Below are 15,433 nucleotides of genomic sequence, written 5' to 3' on the forward strand. Positions count from 1 at the left end.
ATGAATGGGCTACCTGACGTCCAATCGAGATAACTTTATTTACGGACAGAGTTGCTGAACTGGAGCGCATCGACTCCGTATACCAGCACATCGCAGATGTGCTCGACTGACGACTCCGGGTCAATCATTCATCGATGTCGACGATCTACGGATAAGTCCTGATAATCGCTCTTCTCGAAGGCTGAACGTCGTAGGCGGCTAATTCTTTGACATCACTAGGTCACTGACGAGGACATCGGTGTTGTGCGCGAAGCGTAAACCGAAATATCCATCCGTCGATTTCAGCTTGCCGGGGATAACGAGCAAGCTCTTGTCAAAGCTGGCAACAAGCGTTCCATTCACTGCGCACTCTATCTCATTGCCCCTTACAGAGAGGGCGATGTCCTGCGTCACCGGTTGGCCTCGTCCAGCCGCTTTATGGATGGCACTATTGCTCTCACCCAGGAGGCCGTTCATTCTGAACGGGTCCGGGCCGAATCCGCGCACGACGAACTTTCCATTTCCGTAGGCGGCGCAATAGAACTCCGACTGATTGGGAGTGCCCATGTCATTGCCTCCGATAAACACGCCGTAAGGGTGTGCATGGGAGTTGAGATTCATGTATTCGGGCTCATTGAATGTCGCTTTGACGGTGAAGTCCCCCGATGCCATTGCATCTGTCCTCCAATAGCTCGTGGCGGGACCTGTCGTTACGTGTAGGGCCTCGCCTTCTTGTGCGAGCCGTGCTGCATTAAGACCCATGCCCTCCTTCTCTTCAGCGGCATCGACCCTGCCATTCCAGTCAGGGATCTTGATACCGCCGTCTGGCACCGCACGAGAACCTTCAGTATTGGGGCTGCCTGCTCCTCCAGGGAATCGCTTCCGTTCGAGGAATAACGTGGTGAGTAATACGGTGAACACAACCACTGCACCGATGACGATCTTGTATCTCTTTTTCATCTGTGAGACCTCAATTCTGGTGTCTATACGACAGTATGGTTGCTATGCGTTCTCGTTAAGGTAGGTTACTTCTGGCTAGCTGGAGGAACGCCCTACCATCCGTGCATACTCGACCATTTGACCGTATTCGTCTGAGGTGTTTAAGGTTTGCCTAGTTATGTGAAGACAGGACCAAAGCTGTTTCTTGCATTCAACAGTGCAATCACTTTGGAATGTCACTGTTCTGTTTCCGTGATCCGCGGGGACAACGTCTCCCCTCGGCGCTGGTAAAGCTGCCAACCGAGAAGGGGCAAACTGACGAGGACGAGCGGAGCGAAGAAAACGAAGACCAGCCACCACACGCCGCTTGCCTCGGGGTCCGACCCAATTTGACTTCTGACGTATGTGCCGACGGCGATATCTACTATCGACGCAATGAGGACCAGCGCGGCAAAGATTGGACCCAGACGCGAGCGCATCCGCAGGAAGATGATGCCGGTCAAGGCGAGCACGGCTCCGCTAAGGTCACCGATCACAACCACATTCAATATTCGGTCTGAGATCGCATAACCATCTCGCTGCGCAATTGGGAGATAGAGACAAAGGTAGCGGAAAACGTGAACCCACAAAGGCGCGGTCAGCGCCTGGCGCTTGTCCAACTTCTTGAGCCAAGGAACTACATACCAAATTGCGATTAAGCTGTAGACTACGACGCTAATGAGCAGAACCTTTGCCATTCCGTTAAACTCCGTTGATGCTTAAAAAATCGGCGCAAGTGCGTCCGTCTGCAATGACACTCGGCACTCTACTCGCAAAGCTAACTTTGCCGGGTGTTTGGCGATTCCTGTTCCGGATTACATCCGAAGAGCGCATAGCGACACGTAAGGTTCTGTTTAGTTGTGTAAAGACAGAACCCGTAGCTGTTTCGTGCATCCAAGTGCAGCAATCACTTCGGAACGTCATTGTCCTGTTTCCACGATCCTTGGAGCTTGCGCACATAAAAAATTTTCCCGGTATGGTAGGCATTGTGCGTACTGATGTGTTCGATCGTTCGCGCAATCTGGAGAAGCGTTGAGTCGTCTGTACGCGCCACGAGCTCTTCGAGCGAATTCATGACTGCGTCCAGATCATGAACTGTCTTAGCCCATTTCGCGGGATTGAAGTCATTGAAAGTTTCGTCATTGGTATTGGGATTTTGTGTCGGCCCACCCTTGAGCTGGGCTAGAGCGTTTGCATTCCAGAACAGCAAGTGATTCACAATCATGCCCACGGAGTGATTCGCGTTCGGGTTGATCTTCCCAGAGGCATTGGTCGGAATCCATTTTGCTTGCTCGGGAGTCATATCGCTCACCGCAGTGTCGATCGGAAAAAACCATTCGGCGCTATTGTGCGTCGACCGAAGCTCGGAGAGCAGGAGTGTTCGTAAGGCGTTGTAAGAATCCGCCGTCGCTTTCTGCGTGGAAGTAGACGACCTGGACGCCGTCTGCGCTCCCAAGCCGAGTGAGCAACATGCGGTCATCAATATGATTAAGACGATTCGTTTCATGGTCAGCGCCCTCCTTCGTCAACATCTGTTGTTTAACTCGACTGCGGACGCCAAGCCTGCTGACTCCATGCCTGTCGATTGAGGTAAGAGACCAAGACGGCAAGGATGGGTGCCGGGCGCATGGACCTTACCGCTTCCGGAACTCATAGAAGAGATTCTTGAAAGGGAGGGTGTAATAGACGTTCGCGCTAGTCCTGAGTGCGTCGCTTGTGTTGTACCGAGCCGGATACCAGGCTTTGACGGCGATCTCTGAAGCAAGGAACGGTGAGACGATAGCTGGCAGCGAAGGCACAGCGCGTCCGCTCTTGGTGTAAGCGACGAGTGAGTACACGAAAGCGTGCGATATGCGGGGGAGAACTCCAGTGCATGTGCATCGGTGGTATGTGACATCCTCCTGCAGCAATTCACCGAGACCGTAGCGAATTGTTGTTCCGGCCAACTCCTGGCCGAATCGTGACGCGTAGCGTTTTGCATACCCGTCGGCACCCTCTCCCCACTCTGGAATAGCGCCGTGTGCAGGATGGTTGCCGGAGCCAACAAACCCATCCGGGGGGTAGGGCACTTTCAAGGTACGGCTCTGATCGACGCCAGCTTGGATGCCCGCGACAACGAAGGCTCGCGGCCCAATCAAGTCGAAGAGGTACAGCTTCTCCCGTACCTTGAACGGACGATAGTTGGGAATCTGCCGTTCTGCCGGCACAGCTTGAGGTTCGGAATCTGCCTGCTGCGATGCAGAAGATGACAGGGTTTCGGAAGATGATTGCGTCAAGTTGGTCTGCAGGGCTACTTCAAACGACGGAGCATCAGGCAGAAGAGCCAGATTGGTGCTTGTCGATGTGCCGACGGTGGCCTGAGCGCTGAGTTGCGCTTCGGATCCGGACATTACGCAGACGGCAAATAGAATCGTGCATCCGCATCTATTGCGGAGGAGAGTACGAATTGAGTTCATTTGAACGGTGCTTCCTTTCTCAAAGAGGCTGGGGAGGGATGACTTGGAAGTGGAGCTATACCGCCAGAGGCCCGTCTGCGTCCGGGTGCTGTGTCGCAGTGGGGTCGTTCAGTCGGTGATAGGTGAGATAGGAGACGGCTACCACCGTGATTGGGAGCAAGAGCTTGATGCCTTGAGCGAATCCCTGAACGCAGAAGTGGCACCAGGCGGCTCCGACGAGATCGAAGACAAACCCCGCGTAGGCCCACTCTTTTAGCCGTGGGTATGCTCTCGGCACCAACAGGGTGATTGCACCTGCAATCTTCAAAGAACCAATCAAGTTGAGGATGTATAGCGGAAAGCCGATTTCGTGAAACTTCGTGACCATCGACTGTGCGTGCAGGAGGTATAAGGTGCCTGTCATGAAAAAGACTCCACAAAATAGGCACGTACTTGCCCAGTAAGCGATCTTCAATGTCTTCATTTGTTTCCTTCTCAAGGAACGTGAGGCAATGGGTTGAGGTGCTGTCTTACAGTGATTTGGGTTAGGGCTTTAGCGAGGTGCTTTGACTTCGGCGTAGAGAGCCGAAATGAAACGATCTGCGCTGTTTCCCAAAGCGGCGGGAAGTGGGTCGGTTCCGCCGGGCACCTTCGCGTCATATGGCTTTGTGAGTTTGGCGGCCAGCACTTCTTGCAACGAGCTGCCGTTCGCTGCCATCTGCTGAACCTTCGAACGAACATCAACAATCATTTCTCGGTAGGCTTTGACGTCCGCAAGTGTGGGCAACGACCCATGTCCAGGGACGAGCTTCGTATCTGCGTCGGCTGTACGCAGCAATAAGTCGATGGATTCAAGGGTTCCCTTGAACGATGCGCCACGAGTTGCGTCTACAAACGGGTAACCGTAATTACGGTAAAAGTCGCCAATCATGATGACGTTGGCTGTCTCGAAGCGAACCATCGTGTCGCCGTTCGTGTGACCTGACGGGAGGGGGATGAGATCGACCGTCTCTCCATCGAAATGAATCTTCATTGGAGTGTCGCTTCCGTAAGTCACAACAGGCAGGCGTGCCGAATCAATCCAGGATGCCGCATCCCCAATCGCTGTGAGAACAGGTGGAGGAGGGGGAGTGACGAGGGCTTGTCTCGTTTCTTCACGAGCGAAAATGAGCGCCCCAAGCTTCGCAAAGTTGGGATTTCCGCCCGTGTGGTCAGGATGATAGTGCATGTCAACCAGGAACCGGATGGGCCCTGGATTGATTTGCTTGATCGCATCAGCGAGTTTGTTGGAAAGGGGTGCATAGCTCGCATCCACCATCAACACCCCTTCAGGCTCGACCAAGATACCGACACGACCGCCTGCAGCCTCAGGATGTCCAGCATCCGCGCCGGCCGAGCCAGTCAGGATATAGACACTCGGAGCAAGCTGCTGTGGGATGAATTGAACTTTGGCGTAATTGATTCCCGGTCCTTGCCCAACGGCCATTGCGGTAATCATCACCGCTGCCAACGCCATAGCCACGTTTCTAAAAGCCACCTTCATGCTGTTCTTGCTCCTTTGACCGAGCGCACAGCGCAATCAATCTGAATTTGATTACAGCTTGCTTCGAAGATCTGTTTCGTAAGCTTGTGTGTAGTTAGGTAAAGCTCGAATGCGTTCAAGGTCTCTTGCTGTCTTGCCTCTAAATTCGTCACAAATAGCTTCGTTTCTTGGGCGAAGGGGAGACCACAAGAAACACGAAGAGACTTGAGCCACTTAGGCTAGATGGGGGCTTGTAAGGGACGCACCCAATGGGCGCTCTGGGAAGATGCACGGTGTTGGCACTCAACGACGACTCTTTACAGTGCGGGACTTTGATGGCACAAGTGCATTTGCTCAAGGGACAAGAGCAACCACTCGTCTTGCGCGGATCCGACCAACTGAAAGCATCGGAGGCAAAGAGACTCCAGACTCGATACCATCTGCGATCAAGCGGTGTTTAGACCGTCGCAAGTTCAGTTGGGTGTCGTTATCGTCTGCCCGGAGACCAAGACGCGAATCAAACGGATTCGATGTATTCATCGAGCCACCTCAATACATCGCAACCATTCCATGGGTTTCACAATCCAGTCAGCAATTTGGTGAGTCTGAATTCATGCTTGTTCAACCCGAGAAGGCTGTTTGTGTCGAAGCGAATTACTTTCCTGACTTCAACTCTGTGTACAACGAGGATACAAACCGGTCTGCGCTTGTTCCTACGCCAATTGGCAAAGGCGTGGCTCCGCCGGGTACCTTAGAGTCGTAGCGGACGGTAAGTTTGGCCGCAAGAACCTCCTGTATGCTCTTGCCTTCCCGGATCATCTGAAGAATCCGTGACTGAACATCCAGAATCATGTCCCGGTAGGCTTCAACGTCGGATCGCGTGGTTACCGTGCCGTGGCCAGGAAGAAGCTTCGTGTTCGGGCCGGCATTCTGAAGCAGGACGTCGACCGCCTCTAACACTCCTTTGAAGGAGCCGCCCCGTGTCACATCGATGAATGGATATCCGTAATTGCGGTAGAAGTCACCGACCATGATAATGTCGGCCTTCTCGAACCGGACCATCGTGTCTCCGTCTGTATGGGCAGCCCGAAGTGGAATCAGGTCGATAGTGTCCCCATCGAAGTAGATCTTCACCGGCGAACCCGGACCGTAAGTCACGGTGGGAAGACGGGCAGGGTCGGTGAAAGAGGCAGCCTTTCCGATGACAGCGAGGGTTGCTGGCGGAAGAGGCTGCATGAGCGCATCACGAACCTCTTCGCGTGCAAAGAGGAGTGCTCCCGTTTTCACGAAGCTCGGGTTACCCCCTGTGTGGTCCGGGTGGTAGTGCGTGTCCACCAAAAAACGGACTGGGCCGGGATTGACCTCTTTGATGGCGTCCGCGACTTTGTCCGACAACGGAAGGTATGTCGCATCGACCAAAAGCACTCCCTCGGAACCCACCAGCACGCCGATGCGCCCGCCCGCCGCTTCAGGATGACCCGGATCGAGATTCGGGGAACCCGTAAAGGTATAGAAGTTCGGTGCGAGCTGTTGGGAGATAATTTGGATCTTGTCGTAGTCAATGTTCGGCCCTTGAGCCAGCGCTAGGGAAGTGATGCTGATCCCTGAGATGGCAAGAGCGATTGCTTTGAAAGTCGTCCTCATCGCGTATCACGCCTTCCGGAAATTCTCTTTTTTGTTCGAACTCGGATTCATTACAATCTTCGGCCGAGACGCGGTAGGTAAGGTTATGTGTTGTTTGGTAAAGACGACGCGTAACCGCTTCTCCGGCTTACACGCCCGAACAGGCATGAGCCTCTTCGAATATCTGAAGAATCAACTCAGCTTGAGCGACTGCTATTGAGGAGACGCATCCGATGCAGGTCGACTCGACACCATCTGCGTTCGGAGAGCACTCGAAATCGAGCAGAAACGGGATCTCCCCGATCCGCGCACTGCTAGCCGGTTCTAAAATGTCGAGTAAGTAAGAGGGCGAGATTGAGGGCTGTGCAAGCATCGGTATAGTGCAAGATAATCGCCGATGTGCGGAACCCTTTGTAAGGGAATGTTTCGATGGGTAAAGATGTCAGGCTGACTGCAGAGATAACGGCAAGCGGATCGTGACGAGAAGCCCGCATCCTATCGCGTTCGAGGCTTCGATAGTGCCGCCGTGAAGACGTATCACCCGATCTGTGATGGAAAGGCCAAGCCCGACCCCGTTCTCGTCTTTCCGGTCTGCATCGATCACGCGATAAAACGGCTCGAAGATGTTTGCAAGTTCGTTTTCCGGAACTCCCTCTCCGTGATCGCGCACCGTAATAATCGCGTTCGCACGGTCGGTCTTGGTCGGTCCATCGAGCTGTATGTCTACCGAAGTGTTTGGCTCGGTGTGACGAACCGCGTTCCTGACAACGTTTTCGATCGCACTGCGGAGAAGGCTATAGTCGCCGTTCATCGAGATGTCGCAGGTGTTGACGACCCTAACTGTCCCTCCATTTCTCTGGGCTTCAAAGTCCGCATCCGACGCGATGCTCCGCACTAGGTCGCTCAAAGCCAGGGGAACGGGGTTCAGCAAAGTCGATGCATTTTCCAGTTTTGTCACGGTGAGAAGACGCCCGATCATTTCATTGAGACGCTCGGTGTCTAGTTCTATTCTGTCAAGGGCTGAATCTTCACCTACACGGTTGCGTAAGAGATCCAAAGCCACATTCATACGCGTAAGCGGGGACCTTAATTCGTGGGACACGTCGTACAAGAGTTGGCGTTGACGTGAGATTACCCGTTGATTTGTATCGGCCATACGATTGAAGTCAAGGACGAGATCGCCGAGTTCGTCTTTCCGCTGTGTGAGCCGCGCATCCGCACGCACTCCCAAATCTCCTGCTGTGATTCGCAGTGCCGCCGCTCGAAGATTCAGAATTGGCCCAGTAAGAAATTGAGCAAGAACGTAGCAAACGATGGCCGACATCAAAAACGCCAATGCGCTTCGAATGACAAGAGCAGATACGTTTGTTTGCAGCATGGCGCGAGGGCCCACAGGCAGCTCAGTCGCAAAGATGTATGGGAGCCCGGTCTGACTCGTGACTCGCAGCCCCATGCGCATCATGTTGTTCGGCATTGAATATTCCGAGGTCTCACCTCGGATGACTCCATTGATGACGCCTTCAAAAGATTCGCATTGATCGCCTGCAGCTGGCTTGCCATTCAATTCGAAAAGGCACGATCTCATGCGCACATCCTGTGAAAGCTTCCTCATGTAGTCGGTGCCCGACCCGCTCCCTTGCTGCTGGGTAATGTTGGCCGCAGCGGTTCCAAAGTATCGAACGGTATCGACCAGACCCTCATGATCCTGGGGACGAATCTGCCGGTTCTGAAACATCACGACGCCAAGAAGCGTGAGTCCTGTGATGATGGCTGTCGCCCAGAACCAAAGGAAGATTTTTAGAAAAAGACGTGTCATAGGTTTTCTGCGCTTTGTCGTGGGGTCAGCAGATACCCAGTCCCACGGACTGTCTTGATTCGCTCGACACCTCGATTGGTGCTTAGCTTCTTTCTGAGGTTGCTGATGTGGACATCAACAGTCCTGTCTGCGAATCCAAGGCTGCGTCCCATCGCGGCATCGGTCAGGAAATCGCGGGATAGCACCCGCCCCATGTGGCGCACGAGGACTTCAAGGAGTGCGAACTCTACCGTTGTGAGTTGAAGTTGTTTACCTTGGAAGTGAGCTTCGCGCTGTTGGGTGTCGATCGTAATGTCTTCGGCTTCGATCCGGTTAGGTGCTCCTCCGCGCTCTTCGACGCGGCGAAGGATCGCCCGGATTCGCGCTATGAGTTCCCGAGGGTTGAACGGCTTGGGAAGGTAATCGTCAGCTCCGAGCTCTAGACCTAAGATGCGGTCTATGTCGTCGCCCTTCGCTGTCAGCATCAGGACAGGAACCGCCGACTTCGTGCGAAGAGACTTCAGCACTTCCATACCGCCCATACGTGGCATCATGATGTCGAGAATGACAAGAGCGTAACTTCCAGAATTGGCCAGTTCGAGGCCTTTCTTGCCGTCAAGCGCAGCGTCAAGAATGAATCCTTCCGCTAACATCCGTTCGGCGAGGAGGCCCGCAAGCGCACGGTCGTCGTCGATAATAAGCAGCTTGCTCATCACTATCTCTCTAGCTATCGTAGGACGTTTTGAATCCTCTGGGCGCGGTCTTTACATACATTTACATTGCCTCCAATGGGAGCCGGCTCATTAGTAAGGGCCGAATAGGTCTAACCAGTGGACGGCATCGAGTTGCGTCGGCATATCAGTTCTGCACTTGTAGGTAAGCGCGAGAACGCTCGACGACATCTCTTTGTGCCTATCCAGCTTCATTCGATCAGAGTGGAGCGCACGAGCGTGGCTGCTCTGTAGGGAGATGACGATAGGTTGTCGTCATGACTGCGATCCCGCTCACAGAAAGTCGCGGAGTGCTGGTGACAGATACCGATCTTCAGCCCTCAATCGACTAAGGCTAAGGCGTCCTGCCGTTGATGTATCCCGATAAACGCCGACCGCGTTAATTAGCTTCTTCAGCACCCGTCGGCACCTTCGCGTTTCGAAAGAATCTCGGCATCCGCCGCCGTTTCTGACACTTGAACTTTTGAAGGTTGCCGACCTCTGCCGAACCCCGGCAGAGGTCGGTAACTATCTGATTCTTAGATGTTTACAAATGATGGCGCGAAAGCCAAGATAAGAACGTGCCGCAAAATAAGAAGGGGCCATCGCTGGCCCCTTCTCGCTCTTTGCCCTGGGAATATGCCTTGCGGCAGGGATGCTCCCAGAAGCCTCGAATCGATATTAGCACGACCTCTGGGAGGATTCCATTGCCCCATTCCCCGCACCTACTGACCGAGATCGAGCGTGCCATTTCCAGAGAGCGATTGAAACGGTATCTCGCTGCCACCGCTCAGAACCTCGGGGACGCGGTCTCTCTTTACGAGCAGAATATTGCGCTCTCGGAGATGACCTTTGGTTTGCTGCATGGCCTCGAAGTCGCCATCCGCAATAGTATGCACGATCAGCTATCGGCTCACTTCGCCACGCCACGCTGGTATACCGTGGCCCCCTTATCTTCCTATTCACTGGACAAGGTCCATGCAGCCGTTCGCGATGCAGGAGGCTCAAACGCCTCTCCTGGCAAGGTCGTGGCGGAGCTCATGTTCGGCTTCTGGACGGATCTTGCAGCACAACGGTATCACTGGAGTCTCTGGCAACCATGCCTGAGTGCAACTTTTCCCGGTGTCAGGCTCTCGCGCCCCGTGATCCATCGACGATTGGAAGACATCCGCTGGTTACGGAACCGTGTCGCTCACCATGAGCCGATTCTCACCTCGGCCGGATCGCTCTATGCCGGGCATCAGAGAAGGATTTCGCTGGAGGAGCTCGCAGGGTGCGGCGATTGGATCTCCCCTGCCCTGGGGGGTTGGATGAGGGCTTACTTCCGTTTCGGACAAGCCACAGCAATCGTGAACAACGTGGCTACCTCAGGGTGGCTCCTCTGACCGTCATTTGTGCAACGGGCTGTTGTACCAGTCGCCAGCCGATGGCTATGAAAAGTCGATAAAGAGGTCTTTCGGGCCGACCGAAAGGGCCTTTGCCAGCTTTATTATGTTTTCTAAAGCCACGTTCCGTTCGCCTCGCTCGACCCCGCCCACATAGTTGCGGTGCAGTCCAGCTCGTTCCGCGAGTTCCTCTTGGGAATAGCCCCGTTCCTCACGCAGTCTTCGTAGCGAGGTTCCAAACCGAGACTTTACGGAGCGGGTGGTCACTCTTCCATACTTGAAGCGTGACCACTATGAGTCTACACACGATGAGTGTGATAATAGGCCTGATTGCAAGCCACCGCGAGGTTTGAGGATATGACCCAGGATTACGTGGAGTGCTCGGAACTGTCCGGAAAGACCATTCAGACAGTCCGCATCTACAAGGATAGAAACGACGGAACCGAGATTCAGATCGACCTCACTGACGGAACCTCGTTCTCCTGCTGCGTGTCCCATCCTCCCGTAGTGACTGCTTCTCTTTATCAGGGCGGTATCGGTACGCCGAAAGTCCTCCGCGACTACGAGCTATAGCGGATTTACAGCCTGTTGTATCGCTCCGTTATTCCCAAATGGAATAACGCTCTCCCTAGAAATCATTGGACTCGACTAGAAGCCGGCACTTAGCTTTGCACCTCCGCTGACGCAGTGATGTCAGCGGAGGTGCAAAGTGAATCGATTCCGCCGTTTTCCCCGACTGGATAAGACCTCCTTTCGGCTGCTCGTTCGGCCTGCCAATCGGCGCGCGGAACGTTCCCTCAAACAAACCCTATCCCATGCTATTAAGGCGATCACACCCGCTCTAATTGCTCTTTCCTTCGCGGGTGTGGCACACGCACAAGGGACGATGGACTTCTCAGGAGCAACGACGCTCATGGGAAGTTTTAAAACTTTCGCAATTTACGCGGGTGCTGTCATCTATTTCGGCGGACTCATCTTCGCCGGAATACGCATGATGAGCGGAAGATTTCAGGACGCGATTCCTGGACTTTTCGGTGCGCTGTTCGGTGCCGGAGTGCTCGGCTGGGGTGCCGGTTGGATCGGAACTCCTGCTCGCCGGCTCCAGATGGTACCCCGTTTGACCCATATAAGTTGAATGGGACGGCGCCACCGGCCGAGGAAGGGGTGGCTACTGTTTTGAAGACAGCCGGGGAATATTGCAGCCGAAGCTCATTGGAAATAGACACGCCAAACGTGTTATCTGCCCCCAAAAGGTAGACCTGGTTGCGCCCGACTAGATTCGATGTGTACGGACCACCAGTGGAATCATTCAACGCATTGCTTGTGCTGTCGGAATAGCGAGCAAAAATGCGCATGGACGGTAGAAGTTGGTAATCGATGCGGGCGTTAATAGAGTCCAGCACACCCGCCGATTTGGCGCTAAGCAAGTAAGGTGATCCGCCGTCTCCATAGTCCACACACTGGGGGTCCTGTGCGGTAGAACCGGTAGCAGCAGAAGACGTAGAAGTTGCCGAATGCTTAGGAGTCATTACCTATGGATCATCTTCTTCTAGACGCTCAAGAGGCAGCACAAATTTTACGAATGGATCGGCGGACGTTGGTTCGTTGGGCGCGGATAGGCTACGTTCCCGCTCACCCACTTGGCGAGGGAAAACGAAAGCTTTGGCGGTTTCGTGAGCACGAACTGTTGGCCTGGGTTGAGGCAAGAGAGACCGTGAAAAAGCGGCCACCGGCGAGTACCATAAGTGTAGCCATCAACGCTCATGCCAGGAGAACAGCATGAGTCGCTTTCAACAAGGAAGTCTCTTGAAACAAAAGCGCAAAAGCGGACCGGACGTATGGGTATTTCGCTGGTATGACGAGACCAGTGGCAAACGCACATACAAGAAACGCAATCTCGGGACGGTGAGAGATCTTCCGTCGCGCCGGGATGCGGAGCAGGCCGTCGCCGACTTTCGCGCCAACATCAACGTCGAGGTCAGGGTTCCTATTACGGTCTCTGAACTCATAGCCCACTATCGCAAACACGAGTTGACCGCCGACAAGAAGGCATTCGCCACTATTGAGTCGACCTCGATCTATCTGACGAACCACATCGCTCCGAAGTGGGGCGAAAAGTGGTTATCCGATGTTCGGACCGTGGAAGTGGAAGAGTGGCTGCACGCACTGCCATACGCTCCAGCGACAAAGAGCAAAATCCGGAACATCATGTCCGCAGTGTTCAACCATTCCATCCGGTATAAATGGACGCACCGCAACCCCATCACCAAGGTCCGGGCCTCGTCAAAGCGCCTGCGCGAACCGGATGTTCTGACACCTGGCGAATTTTCGGCCTTGGTGGAAGAACTACCGCTGCGTGTGAAAGCGATGGTGATACTGGCTGGGAGTACGGGGTTGCGGAGGTCGGAACTGGTTGCCCTCACATGGCGAGATGTCGATCCGCTCCTTATGCAGATCAACGTTCTTCGTTCCTGTGTGCGGGGTCGTTTTGGGGATACGAAAACCGAGGCCAGCCGCAAGCCCGTTCCGCTGCACACGTCAGTCGTCGAGTGCCTCAATGTCTGGAGGAAGGAATCCCGCTACAACGGCGAGGACGATTTTCTCTTTCCATCGGTTCGGAATGAGGGAAGGACACCGGTCACTCCCGACATGATTCTGAAGAAGATCATTCGCCCTGCACTCGTCCGGGCGAAGATCATAGGCAAAAGGATCGGATGGCACAGCTTCCGTCACTCTCTGGCAACCAACCTGAGAGCGGCTGTGGCCGACCTGAAGACAGCCCAGGAACTCCTGCGTCACGAGAACTCACGGATCACTCTCGATATCTATACGCGAGCGATCTCAGCGAACAAGCGTGAGGCCAACAATAAAGTGATGGAGATGGTGATTGAGGCTGGCAAGACCAGGCTTTCAGCACCCTCGCAACGGGAGTCCCTGCTACTGGAGGGCAGCAAAAAAGGTGCCGGAAACTCTCAGCACCCTTCAGCACCCTCGCGGGCTCTAACTGATCTTGTCACTGTGCCATAAACCCTTATTTTTCTTTGGTTTATGGCGGGGACGACGGGGCTCGAACCCGCGACCTCTGCCGTGACAGTGAGCCTAAAACCCGTAACTTATAGAAACGCCGGGCAATGGGTGGCTCCAATAGGCCCTAAAAGGTACACCGAGGAACCGTTATTGTGTCCATGTTGTGCCCTCGAATTCCGCGCTAAGTCCTTCAAAACAGCTCCGCGACCTCTGCCGTCCTGCGGCATAATTCGCATTTTCGACCCTCTCCTCTGCCTGGGATCGGCAAAGGTTCCCAAAAATGGGAACCGAATAAAAGACGAACATTTTCTCTGAAAAAGCGAAGAGACACCGAAAAGGGCACAATTGCGCCCTCGTTTTGGCGCGTTTCAGCAAATGTGGGCACAAGGGGCACAAATATATGTTTAGCGATATAATCCAGACTGGATATATCTCATGGCATCTATTCAGGAGCAGGTTCGGATAGCACGGGACTCGAAGGGTCTCACGCAGGCCGATCTCGGTTCGCGTATCGGTCAACCCCAGAGTGCCGTTTCCCGCATCGAGCGTGGCGGCGACCTTCGGGTCTCCACTCTGCTGGAGATGGCCCGCGTTCTTGAAATGGAACCCATGCTGATCCCGAAGCATCTGGTTCCAGCCGTGCAGGCTCTTGTCGGACACGCCACGGGGGGCCGGAGCCAGGTTCTAGCCTCAGAGGCAAATATTCCCTTGGTAGGCGGAGCGCCGGAAGATGCCGAAGACAGCGAATAATACGAATCGGCCTTCGGTACTGGAAGTGCGCCTCGGAGAAACCCTGGTGGGTACCCTCACCAACCTCCCGAACGACCAGAACCTCTTCGTCTTCGATTCGGCGTATGTTGCCGATGCGGACCGTCCCGTCCTAAGTCTGAGCTTTTACGATGCCTACCGCAATCCGATTACGAACGTTCGCCCCGTGACGCGCCGGTTGCCGCCGTTCTTCTCCAATCTGCTCCCCGAAGGGGCGCTGCGGCAGTTCATTGCCGAGCGCGGCGAAGTGAATGCACAGCGAGAATTCTTCCTGCTCTGGCTGTTGGGAAACGATCTTCCTGGCGCTGTGACGGTGCGCGATGCGGAGGGCCGCACCCTGCCCCCGTCAGAAAAGAATCCCGGAGAGACCCGCGCGCGCGCAGGCCGGGATGTACTGCGATTCTCCTTGGCGGGCGTGCAGTTGAAACTCTCCGCCATCGGAAACCCCGACCGCCAGCTTTCCATCCCCGCCTCCAGCATGGGCGGCCATTGGATTGTCAAACTGCCGTCGCCCGCGTATCCGGGGCTACCGGAGAACGAGTTTTCCATGATGGAGTTTGCGCGTGCAATAGGGATTCAGGTGCCCGAAATCGGGTTGATTCCACTGGACGAGATTCCCGGCATTCCGGAGCCCTGGCAGCAGCTCAAAGGAAACGCGTATTACATCCGGCGATTTGATCGTGGTTCTCATGGCAAACGCATCCATATCGAGGATTTCAATCAGCTCTATGGCCAGTTCCCGGAAGCCAAATACAAGAACTACAGCTATACGAATATGGCTAACGATCTATGGCGGTTGACCGATGAGACACAGTTCGCCGAGTTTATCCGTCGGCTGATCTTTAACGTGGCCATTGGCAACAACGATATGCACCTGAAGAATTGGTCTCTTATCTATCCAGACGGACACACGCCACTGCTAGCACCCGCCTATGATTTCGTATCGACCGTGCGCTACATCGCGGACGATCGGCTGGCGCTCTCGATTGCCAAGGAAAAATCTCCAACGGAATTAAACATGGAGCTGTTGGAGCGCTTCGCTCGAAAAGCTCAGGTGCCGAGCAAATTGGTGCTCGATATTGCCAGAGAAACTGCGAACACGATAATAAGTCTTTGGCCTGCAATTCAGAAGAACCTACCGCTGGACAGGACTACACGAGATCAGATCACAGAGCACATGAAATCTATCCCCATTCTCCAGAACAGGTAGA

At 54.4% G+C, this 15,433-nt stretch carries 17 protein-coding genes and 1 pseudogene; 7 read left to right on the top strand and 11 right to left on the bottom strand.

Annotated features, from left to right (window positions below; genetic code table 11):
• Positions 1–198: 198 nt before the first annotated feature.
• The 9 genes from XX99_RS10100 to XX99_RS10145 all read right to left on the bottom strand — a co-directional run bounded on the left by XX99_RS10100 (position 199) and on the right by XX99_RS10145 (position 9,045).
• A complete protein-coding gene (locus XX99_RS10100) occupies positions 199–939 on the bottom strand; it encodes a hypothetical protein (RefSeq protein WP_050059203.1) in 741 nt (246 codons plus the stop codon).
• Between the two features lie 215 nt (positions 940–1,154).
• Positions 1,155–1,655 (bottom strand): hypothetical protein, encoded by a 501-nt coding sequence (locus tag XX99_RS10105; RefSeq protein WP_050059204.1) that lies wholly within the window; start codon positions 1,653–1,655, stop codon positions 1,155–1,157.
• Positions 1,656–1,864: 209 nt separating this feature from the next.
• A complete protein-coding gene (locus tag XX99_RS10110) occupies positions 1,865–2,464 on the bottom strand; it encodes a DinB family protein (RefSeq protein WP_082125432.1) in 600 nt (199 codons plus the stop codon).
• Positions 2,465–2,591: 127 nt separating this feature from the next.
• Entirely contained in the window at positions 2,592–3,347 is a 756-nt protein-coding gene (locus XX99_RS10115; RefSeq protein ID WP_050059206.1) for a hypothetical protein, read from the bottom strand.
• 121 nt (positions 3,348–3,468) lie between these two features.
• Positions 3,469–3,876: a DoxX family protein gene (locus XX99_RS10120; protein WP_050059207.1), complete on the bottom strand. Its 408-nt coding sequence runs from the start codon at positions 3,874–3,876 to the stop codon at positions 3,469–3,471.
• 69 nt (positions 3,877–3,945) lie between these two features.
• Positions 3,946–4,935 carry an MBL fold metallo-hydrolase gene (locus tag XX99_RS10125; protein WP_050059208.1) on the bottom strand — a complete coding sequence of 330 codons (990 nt, stop codon included), beginning with the start codon at positions 4,933–4,935 and terminating at the stop codon, positions 3,946–3,948.
• A gap of 633 nt (positions 4,936–5,568) precedes the next feature.
• Positions 5,569–6,558: an MBL fold metallo-hydrolase gene (locus tag XX99_RS10130; RefSeq protein ID WP_050059209.1), complete on the bottom strand. Its 990-nt coding sequence runs from the start codon at positions 6,556–6,558 to the stop codon at positions 5,569–5,571.
• A 421-nt stretch (positions 6,559–6,979) separates the two neighbouring features.
• On the bottom strand, positions 6,980–8,011 hold the full coding sequence (locus tag XX99_RS10140) for an ATP-binding protein (protein WP_184084760.1): 1,032 nt from the start codon (positions 8,009–8,011) through the stop codon (positions 6,980–6,982).
• Positions 8,012–8,349: 338 nt separating this feature from the next.
• Positions 8,350–9,045, bottom strand: coding sequence for a response regulator transcription factor (locus tag XX99_RS10145; protein ID WP_050059212.1), 696 nt, complete (start codon positions 9,043–9,045; stop codon positions 8,350–8,352).
• A gap of 761 nt (positions 9,046–9,806) precedes the next feature.
• Between XX99_RS10145 and XX99_RS10150 the strand changes: the two genes are divergently transcribed.
• On the top strand, positions 9,807–10,427 hold the full coding sequence (locus XX99_RS10150) for a hypothetical protein (protein ID WP_156185905.1): 621 nt from the start codon (positions 9,807–9,809) through the stop codon (positions 10,425–10,427).
• Positions 10,428–10,472: 45 nt separating this feature from the next.
• Here XX99_RS10150 and XX99_RS26700 read toward each other — a convergent pair whose 3' ends face one another.
• Positions 10,473–10,694 (bottom strand): helix-turn-helix domain-containing protein, encoded by a 222-nt coding sequence (locus XX99_RS26700; RefSeq protein ID WP_082125433.1) that lies wholly within the window; start codon positions 10,692–10,694, stop codon positions 10,473–10,475.
• 90 nt (positions 10,695–10,784) lie between these two features.
• Here XX99_RS26700 and XX99_RS10155 point away from each other — a divergent pair, with 90 nt between their 5' ends.
• Both XX99_RS10155 and XX99_RS10160 read left to right on the top strand, forming a co-directional pair.
• Positions 10,785–11,000: a hypothetical protein gene (locus tag XX99_RS10155; RefSeq protein ID WP_050059214.1), complete on the top strand. Its 216-nt coding sequence runs from the start codon at positions 10,785–10,787 to the stop codon at positions 10,998–11,000.
• A gap of 247 nt (positions 11,001–11,247) precedes the next feature.
• Complete coding sequence (locus XX99_RS10160) at positions 11,248–11,562, top strand: hypothetical protein (RefSeq protein WP_231581249.1); 315 nt, start codon at positions 11,248–11,250, stop codon at positions 11,560–11,562.
• A 31-nt stretch (positions 11,563–11,593) separates the two neighbouring features.
• On the opposite strand, the pseudogene XX99_RS28760 reads toward XX99_RS10160, so the two are convergent.
• Positions 11,594–11,956, bottom strand: a pseudogene (locus XX99_RS28760) (outer membrane beta-barrel protein); the annotation flags it as partial.
• 5 nt (positions 11,957–11,961) lie between these two features.
• Between XX99_RS28760 and XX99_RS28640 the strand changes: the two are divergent.
• The 4 genes from XX99_RS28640 (at position 11,962) to XX99_RS10175 (ending at position 15,432) form a co-directional block, all read left to right on the top strand.
• Positions 11,962–12,210: a helix-turn-helix domain-containing protein gene (locus tag XX99_RS28640; RefSeq protein WP_082125434.1), complete on the top strand. Its 249-nt coding sequence runs from the start codon at positions 11,962–11,964 to the stop codon at positions 12,208–12,210.
• A complete protein-coding gene (locus tag XX99_RS10165) occupies positions 12,207–13,454 on the top strand; it encodes a tyrosine-type recombinase/integrase (RefSeq protein WP_050059215.1) in 1,248 nt (415 codons plus the stop codon). Before XX99_RS28640 ends, XX99_RS10165 begins: the two co-directional genes overlap by 4 nt.
• A 435-nt stretch (positions 13,455–13,889) precedes the next feature.
• Positions 13,890–14,204 (top strand): helix-turn-helix domain-containing protein, encoded by a 315-nt coding sequence (locus tag XX99_RS10170; protein WP_050059216.1) that lies wholly within the window; start codon positions 13,890–13,892, stop codon positions 14,202–14,204.
• On the top strand, positions 14,185–15,432 hold the full coding sequence (locus XX99_RS10175; RefSeq protein WP_050059217.1) for a type II toxin-antitoxin system HipA family toxin: 1,248 nt from the start codon (positions 14,185–14,187) through the stop codon (positions 15,430–15,432). The genes XX99_RS10170 and XX99_RS10175 overlap by 20 nt, the downstream gene beginning before the upstream one ends.
• Position 15,433 lies beyond the last annotated feature (1 nt).

This window comes from Silvibacterium bohemicum (genome assembly GCF_001006305.1).
In the GTDB taxonomy this organism is placed as follows: Bacteria; Acidobacteriota; Terriglobia; order Terriglobales; family Acidobacteriaceae; genus Silvibacterium; species Silvibacterium bohemicum.